24 protein-coding genes and 1 tRNA gene are annotated in these 26,150 nt (G+C 57.7%); 12 read left to right on the forward strand and 13 right to left on the reverse strand.

The genetic code is table 11. The features are described from left to right. The first annotated feature begins 125 nt into the window (after positions 1 to 125). Together speA and ETAA8_RS26310 are read left to right on the forward strand one after the other, a co-directional pair. Positions 126 to 2,057 carry a biosynthetic arginine decarboxylase gene (gene speA, locus ETAA8_RS26305; RefSeq protein ID WP_391484796.1) on the forward strand — a complete coding sequence of 644 codons (1,932 nt, stop codon included), beginning with the start codon at positions 126 to 128 and terminating at the stop codon, positions 2,055 to 2,057. A 121-nt stretch (positions 2,058 to 2,178) separates the two neighbouring features. Next, entirely contained in the window at positions 2,179 to 2,802 is a 624-nt protein-coding gene (locus ETAA8_RS26310) for a transposase (protein WP_238397572.1), read from the forward strand. 71 nt (positions 2,803 to 2,873) lie between these two features. On the opposite strand, the gene ETAA8_RS26315 is transcribed toward ETAA8_RS26310, so the two are convergent. The 3 genes from ETAA8_RS26315 to ETAA8_RS26325 form a co-directional block, all read right to left on the reverse strand. After that, positions 2,874 to 4,256, reverse strand: coding sequence for a DUF1501 domain-containing protein (locus ETAA8_RS26315; protein WP_145095700.1), 1,383 nt, complete (start codon positions 4,254 to 4,256; stop codon positions 2,874 to 2,876). A gap of 13 nt (positions 4,257 to 4,269) precedes the next feature. Continuing rightward, positions 4,270 to 6,771, reverse strand: a complete 2,502-nt coding sequence (locus ETAA8_RS26320) for a PSD1 and planctomycete cytochrome C domain-containing protein (protein ID WP_145095704.1) — start codon at positions 6,769 to 6,771, stop codon at positions 4,270 to 4,272. Positions 6,772 to 6,906: 135 nt separating this feature from the next. Then, positions 6,907 to 7,767: a M48 family metallopeptidase gene (locus ETAA8_RS26325; protein ID WP_145095707.1), complete on the reverse strand. Its 861-nt coding sequence runs from the start codon at positions 7,765 to 7,767 to the stop codon at positions 6,907 to 6,909. Between the two features lie 173 nt (positions 7,768 to 7,940). Between ETAA8_RS26325 and ETAA8_RS26330 the strand changes: the two genes are divergently transcribed. The 3 genes from ETAA8_RS26330 (at position 7,941) to tsaD (ending at position 11,855) form a co-directional block, all read left to right on the forward strand. Continuing rightward, complete coding sequence (locus ETAA8_RS26330) at positions 7,941 to 9,293, forward strand: Gfo/Idh/MocA family protein (protein WP_145095709.1); 1,353 nt, start codon at positions 7,941 to 7,943, stop codon at positions 9,291 to 9,293. Positions 9,294 to 9,396: 103 nt separating this feature from the next. Further along, positions 9,397 to 10,809 carry a S41 family peptidase gene (locus tag ETAA8_RS26335; protein ID WP_202921287.1) on the forward strand — a complete coding sequence of 471 codons (1,413 nt, stop codon included), beginning with the start codon at positions 9,397 to 9,399 and terminating at the stop codon, positions 10,807 to 10,809. Next, the gene (gene tsaD / locus ETAA8_RS26340; RefSeq protein WP_145095715.1) at positions 10,806 to 11,855 is read left to right on the forward strand and encodes a tRNA (adenosine(37)-N6)-threonylcarbamoyltransferase complex transferase subunit TsaD; all 1,050 of its coding nucleotides are present in this window, start codon (positions 10,806 to 10,808) and stop codon (positions 11,853 to 11,855) included. Before ETAA8_RS26335 ends, tsaD begins: the two co-directional genes overlap by 4 nt. Before the next feature lie 358 nt (positions 11,856 to 12,213). Here the strand turns inward: tsaD and ETAA8_RS26345 are convergent, their stop codons facing one another. The 7 genes from ETAA8_RS26345 to ETAA8_RS26375 form a co-directional block, all read right to left on the reverse strand. Beyond that, positions 12,214 to 12,552: a hypothetical protein gene (locus tag ETAA8_RS26345; RefSeq protein ID WP_145095718.1), complete on the reverse strand. Its 339-nt coding sequence runs from the start codon at positions 12,550 to 12,552 to the stop codon at positions 12,214 to 12,216. Between the two features lie 227 nt (positions 12,553 to 12,779). Further along, the gene (locus ETAA8_RS26350) at positions 12,780 to 13,049 is read right to left on the reverse strand and encodes a hypothetical protein (protein ID WP_145095721.1); all 270 of its coding nucleotides are present in this window, start codon (positions 13,047 to 13,049) and stop codon (positions 12,780 to 12,782) included. Between the two features lie 5 nt (positions 13,050 to 13,054). Next, the gene (locus ETAA8_RS26355) at positions 13,055 to 13,396 is read right to left on the reverse strand and encodes a histidine triad nucleotide-binding protein (RefSeq protein ID WP_145095724.1); all 342 of its coding nucleotides are present in this window, start codon (positions 13,394 to 13,396) and stop codon (positions 13,055 to 13,057) included. A 105-nt stretch (positions 13,397 to 13,501) separates the two neighbouring features. Then, positions 13,502 to 14,788 carry a beta-ketoacyl-[acyl-carrier-protein] synthase family protein gene (locus ETAA8_RS26360; RefSeq protein ID WP_145095727.1) on the reverse strand — a complete coding sequence of 429 codons (1,287 nt, stop codon included), beginning with the start codon at positions 14,786 to 14,788 and terminating at the stop codon, positions 13,502 to 13,504. Positions 14,789 to 14,891: 103 nt separating this feature from the next. Further along, positions 14,892 to 15,437: a 3-hydroxyacyl-ACP dehydratase FabZ family protein gene (locus ETAA8_RS26365; protein ID WP_145095729.1), complete on the reverse strand. Its 546-nt coding sequence runs from the start codon at positions 15,435 to 15,437 to the stop codon at positions 14,892 to 14,894. Between the two features lie 86 nt (positions 15,438 to 15,523). Further along, complete coding sequence (locus ETAA8_RS35740) at positions 15,524 to 15,916, reverse strand: acyl carrier protein (protein ID WP_145095732.1); 393 nt, start codon at positions 15,914 to 15,916, stop codon at positions 15,524 to 15,526. 75 nt (positions 15,917 to 15,991) lie between these two features. Continuing rightward, positions 15,992 to 16,534: a 3-hydroxyacyl-ACP dehydratase FabZ family protein gene (locus tag ETAA8_RS26375; RefSeq protein WP_145095735.1), complete on the reverse strand. Its 543-nt coding sequence runs from the start codon at positions 16,532 to 16,534 to the stop codon at positions 15,992 to 15,994. A gap of 452 nt (positions 16,535 to 16,986) precedes the next feature. Here ETAA8_RS26375 and ptsP point away from each other — a divergent pair, with 452 nt between their 5' ends. Continuing rightward, complete coding sequence (gene ptsP, locus ETAA8_RS26380) at positions 16,987 to 18,750, forward strand: phosphoenolpyruvate--protein phosphotransferase (protein WP_145095738.1); 1,764 nt, start codon at positions 16,987 to 16,989, stop codon at positions 18,748 to 18,750. A gap of 67 nt (positions 18,751 to 18,817) precedes the next feature. On the opposite strand, the gene ETAA8_RS26385 is transcribed toward ptsP, so the two are convergent. Further along, positions 18,818 to 20,476, reverse strand: a complete 1,659-nt coding sequence (locus ETAA8_RS26385; RefSeq protein WP_145095742.1) for a phosphatase PAP2 family protein — start codon at positions 20,474 to 20,476, stop codon at positions 18,818 to 18,820. 198 nt (positions 20,477 to 20,674) lie between these two features. Between ETAA8_RS26385 and ETAA8_RS26390 the strand changes: the two genes are divergently transcribed. Then, positions 20,675 to 20,992, forward strand: coding sequence for a hypothetical protein (locus ETAA8_RS26390; protein ID WP_145095745.1), 318 nt, complete (start codon positions 20,675 to 20,677; stop codon positions 20,990 to 20,992). A 186-nt stretch (positions 20,993 to 21,178) separates the two neighbouring features. Here ETAA8_RS26390 and ETAA8_RS26395 read toward each other — a convergent pair whose 3' ends face one another. Continuing rightward, positions 21,179 to 21,646, reverse strand: coding sequence for an EVE domain-containing protein (locus ETAA8_RS26395; RefSeq protein ID WP_145095748.1), 468 nt, complete (start codon positions 21,644 to 21,646; stop codon positions 21,179 to 21,181). 87 nt (positions 21,647 to 21,733) lie between these two features. Here ETAA8_RS26395 and ETAA8_RS35685 point away from each other — a divergent pair, with 87 nt between their 5' ends. Next, positions 21,734 to 21,856 carry a hypothetical protein gene (locus ETAA8_RS35685; RefSeq protein WP_261343581.1) on the forward strand — a complete coding sequence of 41 codons (123 nt, stop codon included), beginning with the start codon at positions 21,734 to 21,736 and terminating at the stop codon, positions 21,854 to 21,856. Positions 21,857 to 22,061: 205 nt separating this feature from the next. Here ETAA8_RS35685 and ETAA8_RS26400 read toward each other — a convergent pair whose 3' ends face one another. Then, positions 22,062 to 22,616 carry a DUF420 domain-containing protein gene (locus ETAA8_RS26400; protein ID WP_238397573.1) on the reverse strand — a complete coding sequence of 185 codons (555 nt, stop codon included), beginning with the start codon at positions 22,614 to 22,616 and terminating at the stop codon, positions 22,062 to 22,064. A gap of 213 nt (positions 22,617 to 22,829) precedes the next feature. Here ETAA8_RS26400 and ETAA8_RS26405 point away from each other — a divergent pair, with 213 nt between their 5' ends. The 4 genes from ETAA8_RS26405 to queC all read left to right on the forward strand — a co-directional run bounded on the left by ETAA8_RS26405 (position 22,830) and on the right by queC (position 26,142). After that, entirely contained in the window at positions 22,830 to 23,417 is a 588-nt protein-coding gene (locus ETAA8_RS26405) for a peroxiredoxin family protein (protein WP_202921288.1), read from the forward strand. Positions 23,418 to 23,668: 251 nt separating this feature from the next. Next, positions 23,669 to 23,742, forward strand: a tRNA-Ile gene (locus tag ETAA8_RS26410). A 95-nt stretch (positions 23,743 to 23,837) separates the two neighbouring features. Further along, positions 23,838 to 25,406, forward strand: coding sequence for an AMP-dependent synthetase/ligase (locus ETAA8_RS26415; RefSeq protein ID WP_202921289.1), 1,569 nt, complete (start codon positions 23,838 to 23,840; stop codon positions 25,404 to 25,406). A 34-nt stretch (positions 25,407 to 25,440) separates the two neighbouring features. Then, a complete protein-coding gene (gene queC / locus ETAA8_RS26420) occupies positions 25,441 to 26,142 on the forward strand; it encodes a 7-cyano-7-deazaguanine synthase QueC (protein ID WP_145095760.1) in 702 nt (233 codons plus the stop codon). Positions 26,143 to 26,150: the final 8 nt, after the last annotated feature.

Here is a 26,150-nt window from a genome sequence, read left to right on the forward strand (position 1 = left end):
ATACTTCGTGAATTTTTTCGCTGGGGCGAACTGGCATCCTTGTCGCCGGGGGGAAGTGCGTATAATCATTCGTTTTCCTTCCTGCGAAATATCATTCGCGAATTGCCCTTGGGGGACTGCCTGAGATGCTGAAAGACACCGTAGATCGTTGGACCGTTACCGATGCCAGCGAGATGTACGATGTGCCACGCTGGGGTAAGGCCTATTTCTCGATCAACGCTCAAGGCCACATGCAGGTTCACCCCAACAAGGACCCTAATATCGGCATCGATATGAAGGAACTTGTCGACCGCCTGCAGCTTCGCGGTCTCGACCTGCCGATTCTGCTCCGCTTTAACGGCGTGCTGAAAGACCGCCTGCGCGAAATGCACGACGTGTTCGCCCAGGCTATCAAAGAGCACGACTACAAAGGCCGCTACACCTGCGTTTATCCCATCAAGGTGAATCAGCAACGGCACGTCGTCGAGCAAGTTGTGCAATACGGCAAGCCCTATGGCTTCGGTCTTGAAGCGGGCAGCAAGCCCGAACTGCTAGCCGTCGTCGCGATGACCGATGCCGTGACTCCAATCATCTGCAACGGCTTCAAGGATGCCGAATTCATCGAAATGGCGATGCTGGCCCAGAAGATCGGCCGCAACGTCATTCCGGTCGTCGAAAAGTACACCGAACTGGCCCTCATCCTGAAGTATGCCGAGAAGGTCGGCGTCCGTCCGCAGATTGGTATGCGCATCAAGCTGGCGGCCAAAGGCTCGGGGCGCTGGCAGTCGTCGGGTGGTTTCCGCAGCAAGTTCGGCCTCACCGTCGGTGAAATCTTGAAGGCTGTCGAAGAGCTGAAGAGTCGTGACATGCTCGACTGCTTCAAGCTGTTGCACTTTCACTTGGGCAGCCAGATCACCAACATCCGCCAGATCAAGGGCGCGATGACGGAAGCCGGCCGCGCCTATGTCGACCTGGTGAAGCGCGGTGCCGGGCTCGAGTATCTCGATGTCGGTGGCGGTTTGGGCGTCGATTACGACGGCAGCCAAACGAACTTCGAATCGAGCATGAACTACACGCTGCAAGAGTACGCAAACGACGTGGTGTATCACCTGCAGAGCGTGTGCGACGAAGCCCAGGTGAAGCACCCAAACATCATTTCGGAGAGCGGTCGCGCGGTTGCCGCTTACCACGCGGCCCTCGTCTTCGGCGTACTTGGTGTTTCGGGCCAGGGGAACCAAGGCCAGAACGGTGAAGAGACTCTGCCCGAGGTCAATCAGGAATCGGAGCAGCCTCTGCACGACCTGATGGATACCTATAAGGGAATCACCGCCCGCAATGTGCTCGAAAGTTTTCACGATGCCCAGCAAGCCATGGATGTGACCATGACGCTGTTTGGCACCGGCTACCTTTCGCTGGAACAGCGTTCGATTGCCGAGACCATGTTTTGGGCAATCTGCCGCAAGATTCGCCGCTTTGCAGAACAACTCGATTACATGCCAGAAGAGCTCGAAGGGCTCGACTTGATGCTGAGCGATACGTACTTCTGCAACTTCTCGCTGTTTCAATCGATGCCCGATAGCTGGGCGATCAAACAGCTCTTCCCCGTGATGCCGATTCATCGGTTGAACGAACGACCGAACCGGCCGGCAGTCCTTGGCGACATTACTTGCGACAGCGACGGCAAGATCGACCAGTTCATTGACCGCCGCGACGTCAAACGTACGCTGCTGCTGCATCAGTACAACGGCCAGCCTTATTATCTGTCCGCATTCCTGATTGGTGCCTATCAAGAGATTCTCGGCGACTTGCACAATCTGTTTGGAGATACGAACACAGTTCACGTCGACAGCACACCGACGGGCGAAGTGATTCTCGAAGCGATCGTGAAGGGTGACACCGTTCGCGAAGTGCTCGACTACGTCGAGTTCGATCACAGCGATCTCGTTACTCGCCTGCAAACGGCCGTCGAGAACGCCGTCCGCGAGAACCGCCTCGACCACCAGGCCGCGGGTCGCTTCATTAAGTTCTATGACGACGCCCTGAACGGCTACACCTACCTGGAAGAACCAGGGGATTAGTTGGAGTTCCGCGTTGGAGTTCCGCCTTTAGGCGGTTATGCTCTGCCATTCGGAATACACGATAAATTCGTTAACAAATGCACCGGCTAAAGCCGGAACTCCAACTTGACGGAGTTTTTGCGTGGACCCTGACCGGCCGATGTATCGGTGGCGACAGCTGACACCGGAACAACGTCAAGCTGTATTGGTAGAGCGCCAATCGCACCGTTTACCCTGGCATGGGCCGCCCCACTACGAAAGTGAAAGCCAACTCTATCTGGTCACGGCGGCCTGCTACGAGCATCAGCCGATCATCGGCTTAAGCCCCGAGCGCATGATTGGTTTCGAAGCGGAACTGATGACAGTTTGCAATGATTTTTCCAAGCAGGTCTTCGCTTGGATTGTTCTTCCCAATCACTATCACGTTTTGTTACATGCTCCGCAGATTAAAACACTGCTAAAGCAGCTTGGACAATTGCACGGCAGTACGTCTTTTCGCTGGAACAGCGAGGATCGTCAACGCGGCCGCCATTGTTGGCATCGAGCGGCAGAAACGGCAATGAAGTCCGAACGGCACTTTTGGGCCACGCTGAACTACGTGCTCAACAATGCGGTGCGGCATCAGTACGTCATGTGCTGGCAAGACTGGCCGCATTCCAATGCAGCACAATACCTCGCCGACGTCGGACGCGAATTGGCAGAAAAGCGCTGGCGCGAGTATCCGGTCCTCGATTACGGCGACGGCTGGGATCCACCCGATCTTTAATTGTTGGAGTTCCGCCTTCAGGCGGTGAAGAGATAGAAGACCGCCTAAAGGCGGAACTCCAACTTCGTCGCTTAAGCGATCACTTCCTGCACGACGCGGCCGTGGACGTCGGTTAGGCGGAAGTCGCGGCCGCCGTAGCGATAGGTGAGTCGCTGGTGGTCGAGACCCATCAGGTGGAGCATGGTGGCGTGCAGGTCGTGCGTGTGAACGCGGCCGTCGATGGCTTCGTAGCCGTAGTCGTCGGTGCAGCCGTGGGCGATACCACCTTTCACGCCGCCACCGCACATCCACATTGAGTAGCCCTTGTGATTGTGGCCGCGACCATTGCGTGTGGGGTCATCGGGCGTGCGACCAAACTCGCCACCCCAGACGACGAGCGTGTCTTGGAGCAGGCCACGCTGCTTTAGATCGGCGAGCAGGCCGGCGATGGGCTTGTCGGTGGCTTTGCTGTTGTTCCCCATGATGGCTTGCAAACTGCCGTGTGCATCCCAGTCGCCGTGGGTGATCTCGAAGTAGCGCACGCCTGCTTCGGCAAAGCGGCGAGCGAGCAGGCACTGCTTGCCGAACTCGGCAGTGGCCGGTTCGTCAATGCCATAGAGCTTAAGCGTGTCGGCCGTTTCGCTCTTGGTGTCCATGACCTGGGGAAACTCGTTCTGCATGCGGAAGGCAAGTTCGTACGCTTCGATCACCCCTTCTAACTTGGGATTTGATTGCTGACTGGCGAGTGAGTCGCGATTGAGTTTTTGGATCAGGGCCAGTTGAGCTTGCTGCTCGTCGGGCGCGAGAACTTTGTTCGCTAAATTGCTGACAACGGCCTGGCTAATCCCTTTGCCATGTTCGCCGACGGGAGTGCCTTGATAGAGGGCAGGCAGGAATGCGCTGCCGTATTGCCGCGCGGTGCCGCTCTTGGGACTGATGGTGATGAAGCCGGGGAGCGATTGGTTCTCGCTCCCCAGGCCGTAGAGCGTCCAGGCGCCAATGCTGGGGCGTGTGAATTGAAAACTGCCGGTGTGAAGTTGATCGAGCGCTTGCGGGTGATTCGGGTTGTCGGTCAGACAGCCGTTGAGCAAGCAGAGGTCGTCGGCATGCTGGGCGACGTTAGGAAACAGTTCCGAGATCCAGAGACCGCTTTGGCCCCGCTGCTTGAACTCCCAGCGCGAGGCCAGGTACTGCATGTTCGGGTTTTTGTGCGACTGCTTGCCGTCGTCGGCTTGCAGCTTGGGCTTGTGTTCGAAGGTTTCGACATGCGTCGGCCCACCGTGCATGCAGAGAAAAATAATACGTTTAGCCTTGGCGGCAAAGTGAGGCTGCTTGGGGGCAAGTGGACTCAGTGGCGCGGCAGCAGCTTGCCCTTCGTTGCACAGGCCAGCCAAGGCGACATAACCAAAGCCACACGAAACGCGCTTCAGCATTTCGCGGCGAGAGAGGGAGCGGGTGGATTGTCGAGGGCTCATGGCAGATTTCATGCTATTGGAGGTACCGGAACTCCGCGCTGGCGTAAAGGCCGTGACAAACGTTCGTCCAAACGATGAGTTCGTTGTCTTTGCTGCGTTCACGACGACTGGCGATGAATTGCAGCATGGTTTCGCGTTCCGCAGCGGATGGGCCACGAGCGACAAACGTTTGATAAAGCCAATCGAGTCGTTGGAAATCGTCGAGTTTGCTTTGAGCCAGTACTCGCTCCGCGGCGAGCTTCGACTGCTGCCACATCCAGGGACTGTTGAGCATGAAGAGAGACTGCGAAGGAATCGTCCGCTCGTCACGTTCGGCGATTAGCAGGTTGGGATCGGCGAAGTCGAAGGTCTGGAGCATTTCGTGCAAGTGCCCGCGCACGACCGGGAGATAGACCGTGCGGCGATTCGATTCTTTCGCAAGCTCGACCAGGTTCACCCGCTCTTCGAGCAGTCCGTTCCGCACAAGTCCTGGATGAGGACCACGCGGCGGTTGCAAATCGAGAGCGCCGCTCACGGCGAGGACCGCGTCGCGAAAAGGTTCGACTTCCAAACGCCGCGGCGTCATGCGCCAAAGATAGACATTGCCAGCGTCGATGTTGTCGCTGGCAGCAGCGAACTGCGTGCTTAATTGATACGTGCGGCTGAGCATGATTTCCCGAATCAACTGCTTGGTCGACCACCCTGAATCCATGAACCGCGTGGCGAGAAAATCGAGCAGTTCCGGATGGCTCGGGCGATCGCCAATCTCGCCGAAATTATCGAGTGTGGTGACAATGCCGCGGCCAAACAGATTTCGCCAGATACGATTCACCGCCACACGGGCAGGAAGGGGATTATCGCGCGAGACCAGCCAGCGGGCGAGTTCCAAGCGACCACTTTGATTGGCAGGCAGCTTGGGTTTGTCGGTGAGTGAGCAGAGGGTGAGAACATCGCGTGGAATGCGATCGCCGGGCTTATCGAATTCTCCCCGAATCCTCAGCGTGCAATCTTCGGGCTGTGGCAACTCCCTCGCGCCAGGCGTGAAGTCCGGTAGCGGCGGAGCTGCTTCTTCCATCACCTTCACTGCGGCCTTCAGTCGCTCGCGTTCGGCAAGTTGTACTTTATGAAGTGCCTGCAACTCTTCGAGCTTGGCATCGGGGGTTTCGATGCCTGCCTTTTTCCGCTCGATGTTCATGCCATCCACTTGCCGCTGTGTGCGGTAGGCCACGACTGCTGCCTGGTCGCGCTGGCCCATCAGTGCCCGCAGTTCATCGCGATATTGAAATGCCGGCTCGCCGAGCTTTTCCGCTTCAGCCCCAATGGCATAGAGGTGGTAGCGTTTATCGAACGCGGGCTTTTGAAAGAAGGCTGGGCCATAGAGCGTGTCGGTACTGCGAAAGATGCCAGCAAGTGCGTAGTACTCTTTGGTCGGAATGGCGTCGAACTTGTGATCGTGGCAGCGAGCACAACTGACGGTAAGGCCCAGGACCGAGCGGGTCGTCACATCGATCTGCTCGTCGATCAGATCCATCGAAAATAGCTCAGGTGCCGATTCAAACGTCTTCGGTCCCAACGCGAGAAAGGCAGTGGCGATGCGCAGCCGATCGCGCTCGTCCCTTGTTTCTGCGGGGAGAAGATCGCCGGCCAATTGCTCGATAACGAACTGATCGTAAGGCAGGTCGGCGTTGTAAGCGTCGATGACGTAATCGCGATAGTGCCAGGCAAACTGCCAATACATGTTGTTGGCCCGGCCGTTCGAGTCGGCATAGCGGGCCAGGTCGAGCCAATGCCGGCCCCAGCGTTCGCCATAGCGGGGAGATGCTAAGAGCCGGTCGATCACCGACGTAAACGCTTGGGGCGAATCATCGGCCAGGAAAGCTTGAAGCTCGTCCGCCGTTGGTGGCAGTCCGGTGAGGTCGAAATAGGCCCGGCGAAGGAGCTGCGACCTATTAGCATCAGCCGCGGGCTGCAGCCCTTTTGCATCGCGGGTTGCTGCGACCAATTGATCGATTTCTGTCTTTGCCCAGGACGACGCTTTTAACCTGGTGAGGTTGGGCTTACGCACGGGCTGGAGCGACCACAACTGGCGGGCCTTGGCGAAATCGATCTCCTTTTTGATGATCGTTTTCGTTGCTTCCCGTGGGTCGTTCGCACCACTTTCGATCCAGCGCTCGAAGTCGGCAATCACTGCATCGGGCAATTTGCCGCTCGGGGGCATTTCGAGGTCTTGGTATTTAAGCGCAGTTAGCAGCAGGCTCTTCGCAGCATCGCCGGGAACCACCGCAGGACCGGTGTCACCCCCTTTGCGCAGACCGTCGCGACTATCCACCAGCAATCCGGCCCGCAGTTCTTTGATTTCAACCGAATGACATTCGTAGCAGTGCTTCATCAGCACCGGGCGAATCTTGGCTTCAAAGAACTCGATCGATTTGGGCTCGAAGTCGGCAGCGAAGGTCGCACGGGCGAATAGGCCGACAGCAAGAATCGCTCGCGAGATCTGGCAGATAGAAGCGGAGAGAGAGGAAAGCCGCGGCATGCAGAAGCCCAGCAGTAGTTTGGTTGGAGTTTGTCAGGCGGGAACCAGGCAAGTGGTCTGATAGTACCCTAACACAGCGATTCGGCAATTTCCACGCGATTCGAACGACGCGTCAGCTGAGAAGCAAGCAGAGGTTTACTTTCGCGCTTGATACAACTTCATGGCTTCGGGCATCCACTCGCGCAGATCGCTGATGCGAGTCTCATGGCTAGGGTGGGTCGAAGCGAACTCAGCAGGTCGCTGACCACCGGCCGTTGCCTGCTGCATGCGTTCCCAAAAGTGAATCGACTCTTGCGGATCAAAACCGGCCGCTGCCATCAGCAACAGCCCCATGTGATCGGCCTCCGATTCATGGTCGCGACTATATTTCAGAATGCCGTACTTCGCCCCAGCATTGAGCGTTTTCAAGATCGTCTCACGTTGCGCCGGATCCATCTCGCTGAGCGAACTATTGGCTGAGTTCAGCAGGATTTCGGCCATTTTCGATTTGGCCATACGCTCGGCACCATGATGGGCCAAGGCATGGGCGATTTCGTGCCCAAGAACCGTGGCCAGTCCTGCTTCGGTCTCGGCGACCGGGAGAATGCCGGTATAGACAACCATCTTGCCGCCCGGCAAGCAAAAGGCGTTCACTTCCTTGCTATCGACCACTTCCACCGCCCAGTCCATTTGCTGCGCAGCCTGTTGCGTCGAGGCCAGAAAAGCGGGGTTCTGAGTCGCTGCAACCAAGCGCTGGGCCACGTCCTTCACTTCGGCAACTTCCATCCCCATGCGAATCACGCGCGCATCGCTGAGCGTCTCTTCAAACGCTTGCAGCCCGAGCGCCTTCTCTTCTTGCGCGTTCATGGCCACGATCTGCTGCCGGCCAAATGGCCCCTGCTGACAGCCCCGGAGTGCCATCCAACCAACGGCCACGAGTCCGATGAGGATCGGCGCAAGCTTAATCGCAAATGGGCGACGGCGTTGCATTCCACCATCGTTGTAACCGGCAGACATCGGTGACCTCGGAGAAAAGAGTTGGGTGGCTGGGGTCGATCAACAATGGAGCTGGAACGACTTGGTTCCAATTATGCCACTTGGCCGCTGGCGCTGGTATGGTATGTCGAACTGGTTTAGCCTGCATCCCTCTCCCAATTCGCACTCCGCCTTCCGCACCCCAGGAGCTCGCCATGTCTCGCGTCACGCCCACGACACCTTCTCGCCGTTCCTTCCTGAAAGTTGCCGCCGCGACCACCATTACCGCGCCGTGGTTTGTTCGCACGCTCAAGTCGGCACCACCCAGCGAGAAGGTTCGCCATGCCAGCTTTGGGGCCTCGGGCATGGCCGCTGCCGACTGGGGAGCGATTTCTCGAGTCCCAAACGTGCAACTAGTAGCGATTGCCGACGTCGACATGGACCGAGCGAATGCGGCCAAAGCCAAACAGCCCGACTTGCGGGTTTATCAAGACTGGCGCGAACTGCTCGATAAGGAACACAAAAATCTCGACAGCGTGAACGTCTCGACCCCCGATCACATGCACGCGCCGATTGGGTTGAGCGCGATGCACTACGGCTTGAACGTTTACGGCCAAAAGCCGCTGGCCCACAACGTAAGCGAGTGCCGCCAACTGGCCGAAACCGCGAAGGCCAAAAAGCTGGTGACGCAGATGGGCATTCAAGTCCACAGCAGTAACGACTACCGCATGGCCGTTCACTTGATCCAAGCGGGTGCAATTGGCCTGGTGAAGGAAGTTCACACCTGGAGCAGTAAGAAGTGGGGCGATTCGTCCCCACTGCCCGAAACGACCGCCACTCCCCCAGCAGCGCTCGATTGGAACGGCTGGTTAGGCGTGGCTGCCGAGCGGCCTTACATCGGGGGCGGTTATTACCACCCCGGCAATTGGCGCAAGCGGCTCGATTTTGGCACCGGCACCTTCGGCGATATGGGCTGCCACATCTACGACCCGGTCTTTGCCGCCCTCGCCCTCACAGCACCGCTGTCGGTGAAGTCGGATGGTCCCGTGCCCACCGAAACGAACTGGGCCATCGACGCCAAGGTGTTTTACACCTTCCCCGGCAACAAGTTCACCGAGGGAAAGACGGTAAACGTCACCTGGTACGACGGCGATCAACGGCCGTCCGCTGAGATTGCGGCCCTGCTGGGCGAACGAAAGTTGCCCAGTCAAGGATCGGTCTTCATTGGCACCAAAGGGCTGATGATTCTGCCTCACGTCAGTGCGCCAATCTTGCTACAGCCAGACGGCAAAGAGGAACTGGCCTTCGAGCGCCCTAAGCTCGAGCCGGCCAATCACTGGCAGCAGTTTGTTGAAGCCGTTCGCGGCAATGGCACCACTTCCGCCAGCTTCGCATATTCCGGCCCCCTAACCGAAGCTGTGCTCCTTGGCGGCGTCGCCTCGCGCTTCAAAGGCGAAACGCTCGAATGGAATGCCGAGAAACTCGCCTTCACCAATCAGCCCGAAGCGAATCAGTACTTGAAACGGGAGTATCGGAAGGGCTGGGAAGTTGTGGGAAGTAAAGCCTGAGTAACGAGCGAATTTGCTGAATTGTTCCGCGAGGCGGTCGTACCTATACTTGAAGGTGGCCGCTATGAGTTCCGAACCAGGCCCTGAAAAAGGATTGACCTGTATGCCGCTGCCAGCTTGCTCGCTCCGCCCCCGCTCGTGGATTGTTCTGTTTCTGGCAATTGGCATCCTTCCTTTAGGTTCTCTCGCCGATCAAGTTCACGGTCAGGAAGCGCCGGCCAAGCCCGCAGAGAAGAAAGAATCAGTTCCCGAAAAGAAGCCCCCGCAAGATACGCTCGATTACGAACTGCTCCGGCTCTTTACTGATTCGCTCGATCAGGTCGAACGGAACTATGTGAAAGAGATCGATCGCCGCGAACTACTCGAAGCGGCGATTAAGGGAATGCTGACAAAACTCGATCCCTACTCAAGTTACATCCCGCCCAACGACCTGGAGAAATTTCGCAGCAGTGTCGAAAACGAATTTGGCGGCATCGGCATCACTGTCTCGGTCGAGAGTGGCGAGTTGACAATCATCAGCCCGATCTTTCGCACGCCCGCCTTTAACGCCGGCCTGCGTGGCGGCGACGTCATCATGGAGATCGAGGGTCAGCCCACCAAGGGGATCACGCTCGACGAAGCTGTGAAGCGGATGAAGGGGAAGATCGGCACGCCGGTGAAGATCAAGGTGAAGCATGTTTCTGAAGACCGCGTGGCCGAGTTGGAAGTCAAGCGCGAGCTGATTCGGGTCGATTCGGTCATTGGCGATCATCGCGAGGCCGACTTCACTTGGAACTATTTTCTCGATGGCGATAAGAAGATCGCTTACATCCGCATCACCAATTTTGCCCGCCATACTGCCGACGACCTGCGGCAAGTCCTCGGCGACCTGACTAAGGCTGAAATGAAAGGGCTGATTCTTGATCTGCGCTTCAATCCCGGCGGGCTGCTGAGCACCGGCATCGAAGTCTGCGATCTGTTCGTCGACGAGGGGAAGATCGTCAGCACCGCGGGACGTAACGCCCCCGAGCGAGTCTGGAAGGCGAAGAAGGAAGGTACTTTTGGCGACGTGCCGATGGTGGTGCTGGTGAATCACTATAGCGCCAGTGCGAGTGAAATCGTGGCCGCTTGTCTGCAAGATCACAACCGCGCCACCGTCATCGGCGAGCGCAGTTGGGGCAAAGGGAGTGTGCAGAACATCGTGGAACTCGAATCCGGCAAGAGCGCACTCAAGCTGACAACCGCCGGATACTTGCGACCCAGCGGCAAGAACATTCATCGTCACGAAGGTGACAAAGACGAGGATGAGTGGGGCGTGAAGCCGAACGAAGGCTTTGAAGTGAAAACCTCAAAGGATGAAGACACTCGCTGGCTGGAAGATCGCCGCGAACGAGACATGATTCGCGCTCCGAAGGCCGCTGAAGGGGATGCGAAGCCGAGCGAAGCGTTCGTCGACAAGACGCTCGAAAAGGCTCGCGAGTTCCTGGTCGAGAAGGCCGCCAAAATCGTGGCCGATAAGCAGGCCGCCGCGAAATGACGGAGCCTGCCCGCGGCCGGCGCTTTTTGCTGGCGATTGAATCGACCTGCGACGAAACAGCCGCCGCCATCATTACCGACGACTTGCAAGTGTTGTCGTCCGTCGTTGCCTCGCAGGAAGAACTCCACCGCCGCTATGCCGGCGTAGTGCCAGAACTGGCGGCCCGCGCCCACGTAGAGCGAATCGTGCCAGTCATCGACGAGGCGATTCGCCGCGCCTCGCTTAAGCCCGCCGATCTCGACTTGATTGCGGTCGCGCATACTCCGGGCTTAGCGGGCTCGCTGATTGTCGGCGTCTCGGCAGCGAAGGCACTGTCGGTGGCCTTAGAGAAACCGCTCGTTGCGCTCAATCATTTGCACGCGCACATTTATGCTTGCCGAATGGCCGCCGCGCGCGATGTCTTTCCCTGCCTCGGGCTGATTGTGAGTGGCGGGCATACCAGTTTGTATCACTGCCGGACTTCGACCGAGTTCGAACCGCTGGGGGGGACCATCGACGATGCCGCGGGCGAGGCCTTCGATAAAGTCGCCACGCTGCTCGGCCTGTCTTATCCGGGGGGCCCGGCAATTGCCAAAGCTGCGGAACAAGGGAATCCGCGCGCGTATCAATTCCCGCGCGGTTTGCGGGGCAAGAGTGGCGGCTTCGATTTCAGCTTTAGCGGTTTGAAGACCGCGGTTCGCTATGAAATTTGGGGACCGGGGCAGCCCATCGACGGGCCACCACCACTGAGCGAACAACAGGTTGCCGATATCGCGGCCAGCTTTCAGTTTGCCGTCGTCGAAAGTCTCGCCGAAAAAACGAAGGCCGCTCTGCAGCACACCCTGTTGCCCAGGCTGTGCGTTGGTGGCGGTGTGGCTGCGAACCGGCTGCTTCGCACGCGTCTCCGAGAAGTCTGCGACCAGCTGCGAGTCGAGTTGCATTTTGCCCCGCCAGAGCTATGCACCGACAACGCCGTGATGGGGGCAATTGCCTGGGAAATGTTCGCGGCCGGCAATTTCGCCGACCTGGACCTCGATGTGCTGCCGGGCCTGGTGCGAAATAAGTAGTCGCCGTTGGGGACGATTCTTTGTAGCCGTTCTCGCTGGTTGGTAGGGTGGGTCGAATCGCGCTACCGGCTTTCCAATCTCGCTGGACACAGCCGCGATGAGGCCCACCGTGAGGGAAGGCAGCTTGGCTAATCTCTCTGGCCGCGAAAGCGCTATCGGTGACCGGGTTGACATACATTCACTCCTTCAATCTTGTCGGCGCTTTCGCGGAACGCGAGACTGCCACCCTTCAGGACCTCCTTGGTGGGCCTCGTCGCGGTGAACTCGATTGCCATAGCCAAGACCACTGACGCGACATCGGCCACACCCTACGTGTAACAGCGTAAGCGGCTACAAATCTCTCCTGCGTTTGACCGGACTAGTCCTGGGACATGCGTCTAATAGAGCGGGGAAGCTCTTTTTCAATTTGGTAGTAACTGCGCGTAATATATGCACATTTTGTCGCATTAACACTGGCGAATAGCGGATGATTACCTTCCCTAAAAGTCAGCAGCTTATCGCGTTGTATTAGGGAGGTAACCAGCAATCCTCCCCGCAATTCGGCCTGAACAGATTGTGGAAATTGAATTCCGGAGCTATCGGCGTGTTTCAAAGACTTACGGCGACCCGAAAGTGCGCAACTGGCCGCCGAGTAAAGCCTTGCAGGAATCAGGAAACTTTGCACAACAAACAGAATAGCGGAAATTTCCTGATTCACGGTCGGCTTAGCTGACCAGCGTGCTTACTCGCAACCAGACGGAAATTATGGAAATTGAATTTGGAACGTTTCACCGAGTTGCTAGGACTTACGACGACCCGAAAGTGCGCAACTGGCCGTCGGGCAATACCTTGCAGGAATCAGGAAACTTTGCACAACAAACAGAATAGTGGAAATTTCCTGTTTCGATGCACGGACTTAAGGGCGTGCAATGAGGCAAGGGGAAGCTAATTTCCAGAGGAACGCTTGGCTGCTTCATGACGGCGCGTCCAGAAGTCGTCAGTGCCGATTGCGGCGAAAGTCAGGACGGCCAGAATTGCCAACTCGCCACCGAGGATTTTCACCCCGTGGTGTTCCATCACCTGCGTCAGTCCCGGTTCGTCGGCGAGCAGCGGGTCAAGCTTGCGCGAAGTCATCACCGTGTAGGCACAGGTCGTCAAAGCGAACACCAGGCCCACGACCATCAGCGCGGCATAGAAGGGATTGATAATTTTCACGGCAACTAGCCTGGCGGCCACTTCATGGGACGGCCACCGAGGATGTGAAAGTGGAGATGATCGACGCTTTGCCCGCCGTGTGGGCCGCAGTTGGCAACCACGCGATAGCCGTCCGCGAGCCCCAGCTGTCCGGCCACCTTTTGAATGACCAGCAGCAGGTGACCTAAGAGCGCCTGGTCTTCTTGCAGGGCTGCGGCGAGGTTGGCGATTTCCTTTTTGGGAATCACCAGCACATGCGTAGGCGCCTGGGGGTTGAGGTCGGGAAAGGCCAGGCACAATTCATCTTCGTAGATCACCTTGGCCGGAATCTCTTTATCGATGATCCGCTTGAAGATGGTTTTGGACATGAGCGCTACCTGCATTTCCTGAGCCCGACGCACGCGGGGGAGAACTGCGAAAAAACTACGATTGCGTGATCACCCCGCGCTGACCGCGTCGGGCTATGTCAGCAGCTAACCCTTGAACCGACCGACGACGAGCGAAATGTTTTGACCACCGAAACCAAAGCTGTTGCTCAGGGCGATGTCGCACTTCGCCTGGCGGGCGACGTTGGGGATGTAATCGAGATCGCACTCGGGATCGGGATTCTCGTAATTGATGGTCGGCGGCAGGACGTTGTCTCGAATGGCCAGCAGGCAAACAATGGCTTCGGTCACGCCGGCTGCAGCGATCAGGTGCCCCATCATGCTCTTGGTGCTGCTGACGGGGGTTTGCATCGCCCGCTGGCCGAAGATGGTTTTGCACGCGAACGATTCGACGCGGTCGTTGACCGAAGTGCTGGTACCGTGAGCGTTCACGTATTGAATGTCGGCGGGAGTGATGCCGGCATCTTCGATGGCCATTTTCATGCAGGCGATGGCCCCGCGACCTTCGGGGTGGATGTCGGTAATGCGATAAGCGTCGGCAGTGGTGCCGTAACCCATAATTTCGCCGAGGATGGTGGCACCACGGCGTTTGGCGCACTCGAGTTCTTCGAGCACGACTACCGCTCCCCCTTCGCCCAGCACGAAACCATCACGAAGGCGATCGAACGGGCGCGAAGCTTTGGTCGGATTGTCGTTGCTGGTGGAGAGGGCCGTCAGCAGGTTAAACCCGGTAACGCCGAAGGGATGAATCATGCTATGAGCGCCACCGGAGAGCATGGCGTCGGCATCGCCGCGGCGGATGATTTCGGTCGCTTCTCCAATGGCCTGGCTGCTGGCCGCACACGCGGTGAGGCAGTTGGCATTGGGGCCTTGAGCATTGAACATGGCAGCCAGGTGACTAGTTGGCATGCTGGGTTCTTGTTCGACTTCTTGAACGGCGCTGAGCGTTTCGAGCCCGACCCGCATGTACTTGGCCAGATCGACACCATCGGGTGTGAGCGAACTGGTGAGCATGCGCGAGAAGGCGATGAAGTCCTGGGTTCCTTCACCACAGCCCAGATAAACACCAAACCGCGTCGGGTCGAGATTCTTATCGTCTTGCAGGCCGGACATTTTCACGGCCTGCTTGGCGGCACCCGCGGCAAAGCGAGTGTGGCGGGCGCGCTCGCTCCAGAGTTTGGGATCTTCACCGGTATCGGTGATGTCCCAGTTCTTGATTTCGGCCGAGATGCGCGTGGGAAATCGGCTGGCGTCGAAGACGGTGGTATAGCCCACGCCCGACTTACCTTCCTTCAGTCCCGCCCACATTGTCTCGACGTCGTTGCCCAGGGGATTGATGCAGCCGATGCCCGTTACTACTACGCGCCGTTTCATATCTGCGTCACCATCTTCCTCAGAGGACAGCCGCCAGCGAGGCCAGCGGCCGGGCATCCTGAAATTGAATCATTCGCCGCGTGGTCATTGGCGGCAAGGCCGGCTAGATCAAACCAGCTGCCTTATAGGCCGCACTTTCGGCCTGCAAGTAGCTTTCGGGCGGTTTAATCGGCTGACCGTGTTCGTCGATCCCCACATCGTACAAGTGGAACGAGCGAAGCATGACGAGGAAGTCTTCTGGATCGAAGAGCGGTCCCTTGGGAAACCGGTCATCCAGAAAGGCGAACATCATGTCTACTTCAGCCCGCAACTCATCACCAACGTGAGCCGTGACGGAAGCAATCGCGCCGTCCTTTTGTACGTCCTGCAGAACGGCATTATACCGGAGGGTATCGCCACATTCGGTCGGCGCATGAAAGACAGCCTTGTTGATTTTGGCCAACACGACCCGTTCCTCAAAGCCACTCATCTCGCCAACGAGAATACCCGCGGTCTGAGCCATCCCTTCGATCATGAGAGACGACGGTAACACCGGATAGCCCGGCAAGTACGAGTCGTGCTGCTCTTCCGACATCGTGACCGCCTTAATAGCGACGGCCCGCTTGCCCCGTTCAAACTCCAGAAATCGGTCGATCCAGTACCAACGCATGTTTGTCTACTCAGTAAAAAGAAGCGACCGATGCGACTCTGGCTAGCGTGGGGTGCGGCCTGCGAACCCTGCGCCAGAACCAGCCTTTAGACAGCGCCGACCTTGCCTTCGACATAGCGGCAAAGATCGCCCACGGTCAGCAGGTTGCTGAACTCGCGGACGTTCGGGTTCGCCTCGAATTTGGTGAAGTTCACGAAGGGCATCCGCTTTTTCAGCTCGGTAATGCCAGCGGGCGTGACCTTGCCGTCCTTGACGTATTCGGCATTGGTCAGGATGTCTTCCGGGGCCAATTCCTTGCGGGGAATTTCGATGCCGAAGCCTTTTTCGAGCTTGAACACGATATCGAGGAAGTCGATCGATTCGGCACCCAGATCGCCCACCATCGTGGCTTCCGGAGTTACTTCTTCTTCGTCGACACCGAGAGCATCCACCAGAGCGGCTTGCACCTTCTTGAATACTTCGTCTTTCGTGACTGCCATGGGAATCGATTCTCCAAAACTAAAAAGGGTGGCAACCGTCCATCAGTGGGATCCGCCGAGGCTCATCCGTAGGCCTCAAGGCTGCGCGGAAACCAAATGTGAATTGACTTGAAAATGGGGATGCGGCGAACTGGGGTTGGGTTCTGGGACTGGCTGCATCAGTCGCAGGAACACCTTCTTCATCCATTGCCGCAAATAGTGATCGCTCATGGCACGGGCCGGGAAGCGATCGCCGATATTGAACTTTTCGAGCACCAGGCGAGCCGAAACGGCCACATTGCCGTTGATCGTCCCCTGAGTCTTAAGGGTGGCAGTTGTATCGTCTTGTTTCAACAACTCAGCGGTAACTAGCAACTCTTTGCCGGGGGTGACAAAGTCGCTGTACTTCACGTTGCGGGCTTCCTTCAGCAGGATCGCTGCGTGCTGGAAGTCTTCTGAACTGCGCACGAGCCACATTCCCGCTTGATACATCGTTTCCAGCATCAAGACCCCCGGCATTACCGGGAATCGCGGAAAGTGATCGCGCAAGTAGTCTTCTTCTGGCCGCAGCAACTTGACCGCGGTGATCTTCGCCCCGGGTTGGAGGTCGATGATGCGATCAAGCAAGCAAAACCGCATGGTTGACATTCCCCTGCGGAGGGTGAACCCCGTCCGCGACTACAATTTCAAAGTCTGTTGGTTGCTGATGCTGGCAAGGAGTATCGACGGTTCTGGTTAGTCTTCTCGCGAGTCAGGGAGACTCAGCGCCAAAAGCTCGCCAAACCATCATTCTCTGCATTATCGGCAAAGTCCGCAACTATAGTCCCCTTCGCGAATTACCACAACGGATCATCAGCTGGCAGGGCAATTTCCTCGACTTCCAGCCAAGACGCTTGATTGCCTGCATAATCTCCTCCACCTAGTCCATTCAGGTGCCCCCGCCACTTAGCGACGGCCTGACAATCTGGTCGCTCATGACGTTTTGCACTCCTTTAAGGCCGGATAAAGCAAATTTAATCGCCCTTGCGGCTAATTGGGTCACTCCTTGATTTGTCAGCACCTAGGTTTGCTGCTACATTTTCGCTTCAACTATGCGCAAAGGCATTCCCGTTTCACCCGGCGTCGCGGTTGGGGTCGCATACTGTATCCACGAGATTTTCATCAATCCGGATACCAAGCGGCTCGAAGACCACGAAGTAACCGCCGAACTGGCGAACTATGAAACCGCTCGAGATGAAGCGGCAGCGGAACTGCGCGCGCTGCAACACAAGGTCGCTGCCCAAGTTGGCGAAAACGAAGCCCAGATCTTTTCCGCTCACGAACTGATCCTCCGCGACTCGAACTTTACGAACAAAGTCCGCGGCTGGGTCGTCGATGAACGCTTAACTGCCCAAGCGGCGCTCCATCGCCTGCTGGAGCAGTACACCGTGTTGTTCGCGAAGACGAACGACGAATACCTGCGCGAACGGATGAATGACCTACGCGACGTCGTCATACGCATCAATGCTCACCTGACCCAAGCGACGAACACCGACCCTGAACTGCTGAACCAGCCGGTGATTCTGATCGCCGATGAACTGCTGCCGTCGCAAGTCGTGGCGCTCAAAGGGCTAGTAGTAAAGGGAATTGTCACGCAGGCTGGTAGCCAAACGAGCCACGCCGCGATCATCGCCCGCAGCAAGGGCATCCCAGCTGTCTCGGGCCTGCGCAATATTTTAAGGCAGGTGAAGAATGGCGACACTGTCGTTGTCGATGCTCGCGGCGGGCATGTGCTGGTGAATCCAGATCCCGAACAGCGTAGCGCTTATCTCAAACTCGAACGCGAGTTCTTCCTCCTCAAGAACACGCTGGCCGAAAACAAAGACCAGCCCGCCGTTACGGCCGATGGCATCAAGCTGGAACTGCTCGCCAATATTAACGGCGCCATCGACTGCAGCGCGGCTGTCGCCATGGGGTCTGCCGGCGTTGGCCTGTTCCGAACCGAATACATTTATCTGACGCATCCCGACGTTCCCGATGAGGAAGAACAATACATCGCCTATCGCGATGCAATCCTCGCAACGCCGGGCAGCACGATGACCATTCGTACGCTCGATATCGGCGGCGATAAAACGGTCCCTTATCTGGGTCACACGCACCAGGAAGCTAACCCCTTCATGGGCTGGCGCAGCATTCGTCTCTCGTTCGAGCATCCTGAGTTCTTCAACACGCAATTGCGGGCAGTGCTACGAGCGGCGGCCGAAGGGGCGTCGGTCAACACGCAAGTCAAATTGATGTTCCCGATGATTACCACCGTCGAGGAAGTGCGCAAGACTCGCGCCATGGTCCGCAAAGCGGCCCAACAACTGCGAGCCGAGAACAAACGTTTTGCCGAAGTGCCGCTGGGAATGATGCTCGAAGTACCAGCCGCTGCGATTTCTATCAACGATATGCTGCCGCTCGTCGACTTCGTCTCGATCGGCTCGAACGACCTCGTTCAATACCTGATGGCTGCCGATCGCGATAATCCCAAGGTCAGCCATTTGTGCCAACCTCTCGCGCCGCCGGTGCTGCGTGTCCTCGCGACCGTCATCAAGGCGTGCAACAAGGCCGGCAAGCCAGTTACTCTTTGCGGCGAAATGGCGGCCCAACCTCGCGCGTTCGTGCTCCTGTTTGCGATGGGGCTGCGCAGCTTCAGCATGAGTGCCTCGTTCATCCCTTCGATGAAGGAACTTGCCGCGCACCTGACAGAAGAGTCGTGCCGGACCATCCTCCGCCGCGCACTAACGCTTCGCACCACTTCGGCCGTCAAACGCTACATGGCCGAGCAGTTAGCCATCCTCGCGCCCAACCTGCGCATGTTGGATATGGACTAGCTCCTGCTGCACGGTCTGCCTCACTCCACCAAAAGTTTTTTCGCCCGCCCAACGGTAAGGTGACTCGCTATTGCACTAGCGTATTGCGACCAAGCCCGCCGAACAGCCAATCGCGCCCCGCGTTCCCTTCAAGTTGATCGTTGCCGCCGAGACCGTACAAAAAGTCGTTCCCTGCACCGCCGCTAATCACATCGCGCTTCGAACCGCCGATAAGAATGTCGTTCCCCGCACCGCCATAAATGGTCGAAGGAATCGCGATCAGGGCGAGCGAAACGTAGTCGTTGCCACCCCGCGCGTCGATGGCCACCTGCTGCACACTGCTGGCGGCAAACTTCCCTGCCTGTCGACCGCGCATCCAAACGTAAATCGAACTCCCAATTTTCTGCAGTAGAATGACATCAGCCTTTTCGGTGCCAGTCACATACAGCGTGCCGTCTTCCAAACTCGCTTTACCCGGTTGAGGCAGCGCGCGAAAGAATCGCCGAGCAACCCATTCGCCAATGCTGGTCCCCGCGGTCAGGCCATCCTCATTGTCGAACCGCCAATGGATGCCCCCATACAGTCGACTATCGGCCGCTTCTTCCGCAGCCTGCGTAAAACTGGTGAACGACCGGTCGGCTACACCAGCGGCATCGGTCGGCAGCGTGAAGGAAAAATTATCGATGCCGAAGAAGGCTCTCAAGACTGCTGCCCCAGCGCCTGAGAAAGTCGAATGCCCAGAGGTATAGCTGGGAAACGGCGGCGTAGTAAGCAGCGGAGTCCAAGTAGCGTCGACAGTCGTCGCGTCGTTTCCATCGGTATCTCCCGCGCGAATGCCCGTCACGGGACGCCAGAATTCCTGCTCAAATTTCACGTTCCAACACTCGATGGCGGCGTCGGCCAGGGCGACGTTCAGCATTGCGAACAAACGGGCATTTTGTGCGAGCGTGAGGTTCTGCGAGGTCGAGACGATACTTGCCAGAATATTGATATGCCCCGGTGGGGTTGCCGTCCCCGCGCCATCCGACCAGAAGCGAGCGATATCGGTTTGATCTTGCGTGCGCGTCGTACTATCGATGGCTCCCAGCGACTTCACTTCGGCGAACGCTGCTGCGTATTCAGCCGAGTTCAATTCGGGAATCCCGTTCGGCGCGAATTGATTGCCGGTGGTCAAAGTGAACGGAGTCACTTGCCCCCAACCTGGCAGCAGCGCGTTCGCGTTGGCCGGGGGAGTGGGAATCCACTCTCCAACGTCACTGCCGGGCGTGTAAGGGATTGCCGCCGTGGCAGAGCCATCACCATTCCGCAGAGCCAAGATATCTTGGGCCACTTGCCGACCCAGATTCACGCCGGCCGTTTCGTTGGGACCATCGGGAACTTGTTGCAGCGTCAAATCGCGAAAGTTATTAAAAGTGGTGACTTGGGCAGGAAAGATCGCAGTCAGCACTTCGTGCGCAGCTGCGATAACTGCTGCCTCGCGCGAAGCCGTCGCGGACACTTCCAACTGCACCTTGTACGGCGTATGCGTCCGATCGATCGAGTTCACCGCGTCGAAAATGGCGACGTGCAAAATGGCCAGTGCTCGTGAAGCCACCGGCGGCGATGTCGCAGCTAACCTGATCGCATCAAGGGCCACCCCGTTCCATTCCGAAACCACATCCCCCGCCATCACTTCCCGCGCGTCGAGTTGCTCGAACGACAATCGGCGTGGAACTCGGCAATAAAACGACTTACGGCGGGAAATCATGATGTTGCTTCATGCTAAGTGAATTGGGTGTCCGTGACGTGAAACATGCTACTTAATCTGCCGGCTCTCACCAACCTCACTATCTTGCCGCGACCGCAACTCCTCAACTTTCCAACTCCTGCTAATCAGATTCGTCTTGCTCGGTAATAGCCGAAAGCTTACGTTTTCCGCAGCACCCAGTAGCAAGGAGGGGCTGACATGAGCATCGGTTCTCTAGGAGCGGTGGGCAGTTTCGCCGCCACAGCTGCGACCCAGCGTGCCGGCGACGCCGAAAAAACGCAAAACGGTACCGCCGAAAAGAGCCGCGTCGATAATGTCGCGGAAATCGCCGAACGGGCAGCTGGCATCGGCGAAATGGAACAAGATTCCGAAGCGAGCGACCGCGATGCCGACGGCCGCAAATTGTGGGAAGCAAGTCAGCCCAAAAAAGAAGCGGAAGCAACCGCCGAATCCACTCCGCCCCTCTCCAAAGATCCCACCGGCTCAGCCGGCGGGCAACTCGATCTTTCGGGTTAAGCGAATCCTAAGTGTTGAAAAACCCCTGTAATTCTTCAACACCCCACTCTTTCGCAACCTGCTTGCAAGTCTTTCACTCTCATCAACTTGCGACGGAATTGCCATTTTCTGCTTCGACCTATTCGTTGATAAATAGCCGACTTTATCAACAAGTGATCGGCGCCCGAGTCACCGCCAAGCTTAGCCCTACTTCACCCCCGCCTGCTTTAGCACTTCTTTAAACTCGGCCGCGCTCACCGGTTGCACCGACAATCGCGATCCTTTGCGGAGCAGTTCCATCTTCTGCAGTGCCGCGACCGTGCGCAAGTGATCGAGCCCAAGGGGCTGAGCGAAGATGCGATCGAGTTGGATATCGACCATGTACCAAATCGGGTTCTCGGCGGTGCTCTTCGGATCCCAGTGATGGTCGTGCTCGTCGAGCGCCGTCCCATCGGGATAGCCCTCCTTCACCACGCGAGCAGTGCCGACGATGGCCGGCGGATTCGCATTGCTGTGATAGAACAGCACTCGATCTCCCGTCTTCATCTCGTCGCGCAGAAAGTTGCGAGCCTGATAATTGCGCACGCCGCTCCAGCAGGTCGTCTTGTTCGGCGAGTTCTGCAATTCTTGAATCGAAAACGATTCGGGCTCGGTCTTCAGCAGCCAATATTTCATAGATTTAGGCGAATCAGAGGTGTTAGATTATGTTGCGGTCAGTCGGTGCTGCGCAAGTGAAGAGGTTGCTTAATCGGGAGTATAAACATGTTGGCAGTCTTCGGAATTGGCTTTTTCGAACTGCTAATCCTCGGCGCAATCGCTTCGATGATGCTGCTCGGCACAGCCGCAGTTCTCATCGTCTTGCTAGGCAACAAGCGCCGTCAATAAACCCCATTCGGCTACGTATGGCACACATTTTAGACAACACTCCACCATGCAAGCGACTCCCGTGATGTCCTTCGGTCTAATCGCCATCGTCGCCCTCGGGCTACTACTCCTCGTGGGTCTGATCATCGTTGTCGCTGTCGTCGCAGCCTCATCGGGGCGCAAAGATCGTCGCGACGACTAATCGCAACCCGGGTCACCTGGCGGCCTATTTCGTCAGCACAAAAGCCATGACGTAAAAGAACCAGCCCGTGACCGCGGTCATCACCATGCCGCCAGTGGCAATCATGCCCCAACGGCGATGCCAGACGGAATGTGGTCCTGGCAGTGGCGGGCTGGGAAAGTTCCGCAGTGCGCGGACAATCACCACGATCCAGAGCACCAGCGTCGGAATTGCGAACGATAAGTGCACGAGCAGACTGATACCCACCGGGCACGACCATTTGCGCGCCGCATCAAAATAAGGAGAGGGCGCGGCCAGGGCTTCCCAGTCGGTGAACAGCTGCATGTCGATTTCGAAGGCACCCACCGCCAGCAGCAGCACCGTGCCGAGCACGATCTGAAGCTGTTTGTGCAACTGGTAGCGCTGGCGATATTTCACCAGGTACACGCTCCACAGCAGCACTGGAACGACGAGGAACATCGCCAGAAAGACAACATCGAGCATCAGGGAGCCGCGCGAGCCCGGAATAAATCCCGTGTGAGGCGCAGTCGCTGGGGTTGCTGCCGGCAGGGTAGCTTGGGCGACTAGGAACAGCTCCACTCTTGTTACCTCCGTAGTTGATGGCATTTGGGCACCGTTGCTGGCAGATTGTATCAGGAACCAATTTTGCCACGAATGGCAAGCCAAGTCGCATTAACGCCATACTGCATCTTCTCGCTGGCTGGAAAAAACTTGAGGCAGGCCTGGCCCACTGATATGTTGCACCGGCCGCGGAATGTTTCCATGCCTCACCTCCCTCCTAAGGATCCTGCCATGAAACGACACTTGCTCGCCGCACTTTTTGCCGCTGCCACGTTCGGCATCTGCACGGCAGAGGACGCCGCTCCGAAGTCGACGAAAGCTGCCCCTGCGAAGGAGAAGAAGGTCGATATCGGCACGCAGGCTCCCGCCTTTAAGATCAAAGATGCTGCGGGCAAAGAGATTGAACTGTCGGCTCTGACCGCCAAGGGACCGGTGCTCGTCCGTCTCACTTGCGGCTGCTCGGGCTGCGACAAAGAGTTGGCCTACTTTCAAGAAATCAACGAAGCCTACAAATCCCAAGGGCTGACAAGTTTGCTCGTATTCCGCGAACCGGACGAAAAGGTCGCCAAGTACGCTGCCGAGAAGAAGCTCGACATGCTCTATGCGGTCGACTCGAAGGGTACCGCCTGGGAAGCCTTCGAAACCAAGGCCATGCCCACCAACTTCCTGATCGAAAAGGGTGGCAAGATCATCTCGATCGCCGCCGGCTGCGAACCGAATGGCCTGATTGCCAACATCGTCTCGAAGAAAGCCGCCAAGGCCATTGGCGTTGAAGCGGTCAGCGTGGGTAAAGACGCGAAAAAGGTCGAGAAGAAGTAAGCCCCCGCAGCTGACAACCCAATCTTCCCCGAGAGAACCCAACCCCGCGCCAATGACTCGCGGGGCGATAACGATCGTCGCTTCCTGACGATTTTACGGGGTTTGCCCGGCGAAACCGCTTCTTTCCCAGCCCCCCTGACTCATGACAGCAGGTCCGGTTTGCCACTTCGCAGTCCCGGCTTAGAATGAAACCGTCTTCAAGTCGCAACTCGTAGCGAACCATTTCGCTCGCTGCTGCGACTCTCAACTTCGGGGCTGTAGCTCAATCGGTTAGAGCAGCAAACTCATAATTTGTTGGTTCCCGGTTCAAGTCCGGGCGGCCCTATTTGCGGATGGATGAGACGGTGTTGGATGGCAGGCGGTTTGGGAACGAGTTCCATCGAGTCGGATCGCTCGAGCACTACTTGCTCGAAAACTGTAATGGAGTTGCTTGCGCGGCGGGCCGCTGAAGGAGCCAGTTCGGGCGGCCTGCTGGTAATCCGCGATCGCGCGGAACTGTATCGCCTGAAATGGGCCGAGATTGCTGAACTGGCCTGCGCTGCGGCTGATATTTTAGCCAAGCGAGGGGTTGGTCCTGGCGACCGCGTGACGCTGGCCGCTGGCAATTCGCTGGCGTGGATCGTGGCCGATTTCGCGGTGCAGATAATTGGCGCCGTGCTCGTACCGCTGCACACCTCTCTCAGCCCGTCACAATTTGCCTGGCAGATTCAGCACAGTGGCAGCCTGCTAACCATTGTTGATGAAGCGCTCGCACCTCGGCTGCTCGCAGTAGCCGAAATGCTGAATCCTGCCTGGGAAATGCTAACGCTCGCTGCCACGTCGAACTTGTGCGCCAGCGGTTCCGTCACTGCAGGGAGACTGCGCTGGCAACGAACACTGGAGACAGTTACTCCCGACTCGCTGACGAGCATCGTCTATACCTCGGGCACCAGTGGCGATCCCAAGGGAGTGATGTTGACGCAAGGCAATCTCGCAGCCAACGCATTAGGAATCGTGGCGGGCTTCGGCCGTCAACCAACCGACGTCCGGCTGAATGCCCTACCGTTCAGCCATGCTTATGGTCGCATGAGCGATCTGCTGGTCTCGCTGGCCGGGGATACCTGGCTGGCACTCGCGCAGAGTCGCGAGACCTATGTGCGTGATGCTCAACTCGTGCAGCCGACGCTGATGGTCGCTGTTCCTGCACTTCTCGGTCGCCTGCAGCAAGGTGCGCTAGCGCAGTTCGGACCGAGCGATCCCGCTGCCATTCAGAAACTGCTCGGTGGCCACGTGCGCGGCTTTATCTCCGGGGGAGCGAGGCTTGAACCGGCGCTGCTTAACTACTTTGCCGCCCAGCAAACACCCGTCTATGAAGGATATGGCCTGACCGAAGCTGCGCCGGTTGTCACGCTATCGTCGCCAGCCAGCTACCAAGCGGGAACAGTCGGCTGTGCGGTTCCTGGGATCGCACTGAAGACCATCACGGACGGCGAACTGCTGGTGCATGGTCCGAATGTAATGGCCGGCTATTGGCAGGATGCTGCAGCAACGAGTGAAGTGCTGGCAGGCGGCTGGCTGCATACGGGAGATCTGGCGACTATCGACGGCGAAGGCCTGGTAACGCTTGGCGGTCGCAAGAAGGAATTCATTGCCTTGGCCACGGGAAAAAAGGTCTGGCCGGCGACGATCGAGTCGCTGTTCGACGCCGATTCGCTGATTCGCCAGATCATGGTGATCGGCGAAGGAGAACGAAGTCTCGGCGCGCTGGTGGTGCTGAAGAACACAAACGCAGCCGAGCACGATGGGCCCGCGGTTCGGCAACAGGTGCTTGCTCACCTGGCCGCCCAACTTCAACACCTGGCCGCGCACGAACAGATTCGCCGCGTCTGGTTGTTGCCTAATCCCTGGACCGCAGAGCAGAACGAACTTACTCCCAAGCTGACGCTACGCCGCCCAGTCATTTTGCAGCGTTATGCCGATTGCGTGCGGCAGATGTTCTGCGACGATTGAACCTGGGTCCTCCTTCACTTTTTCGAGCCTTGTCATGCCTGCTCCTAAACCCGTGTGTGTTGTGCTGCTCAGCGGTGGGCTCGATTCCGCCACGGTGCTCGCGATTGCGATTGAGCAAGGTTTCGAGCCAGCCTGCCTCAGCTTTCGCTACGGCCAGCGGCATGTCATGGAACTCGACGCTGCCCGCGAAATTGCCGTGGCCAGTCATATCGAACGGCAAGCAGTTGTCGATATCGACCTGCGGCAGTTCGGCGGGTCGGCGCTCACCAGCGATCTCGCAGTCCCGAAGTCGGCAAGCGTAAGTGAGATTGGCGGGGGAATCCCCATCACTTATGTTCCTGCGCGGAACACTATTTTTCTCTCCTACGCGCTTGCCTATGCCGAAACACTGGGAGCAACCGACATCTTCATCGGCGTGAATGCACTCGACTACAGCGGCTATCCCGACTGCCGGCCCGAGTACATTGCGGCGTTCGAGCGACTTGCCAATCTAGCGACGAAGGCCGGCGTAGAAGGCGCACAGCGAATGAAGATTCATGCCCCGCTATTGCAGTTGACGAAGGGGCAGATCATCGCCCGTGGTCTGGCGCTCGGAGTCGACTACAGCTTGACGCGCAGCTGCTACGATCCGGCACCCGATGGTGCGGCGTGTGGCGAATGCGATTCGTGCCTGCTACGAAAAAAAGGCTTCGCCGAAAATGGCGAAGCCGACCCGATTGTTTATCAAACCCGGTAAACGGTCGA

Source organism: Anatilimnocola aggregata (assembly GCF_007747655.1).
GTDB lineage: Bacteria > Planctomycetota > Planctomycetia > Pirellulales > Pirellulaceae > Anatilimnocola > Anatilimnocola aggregata.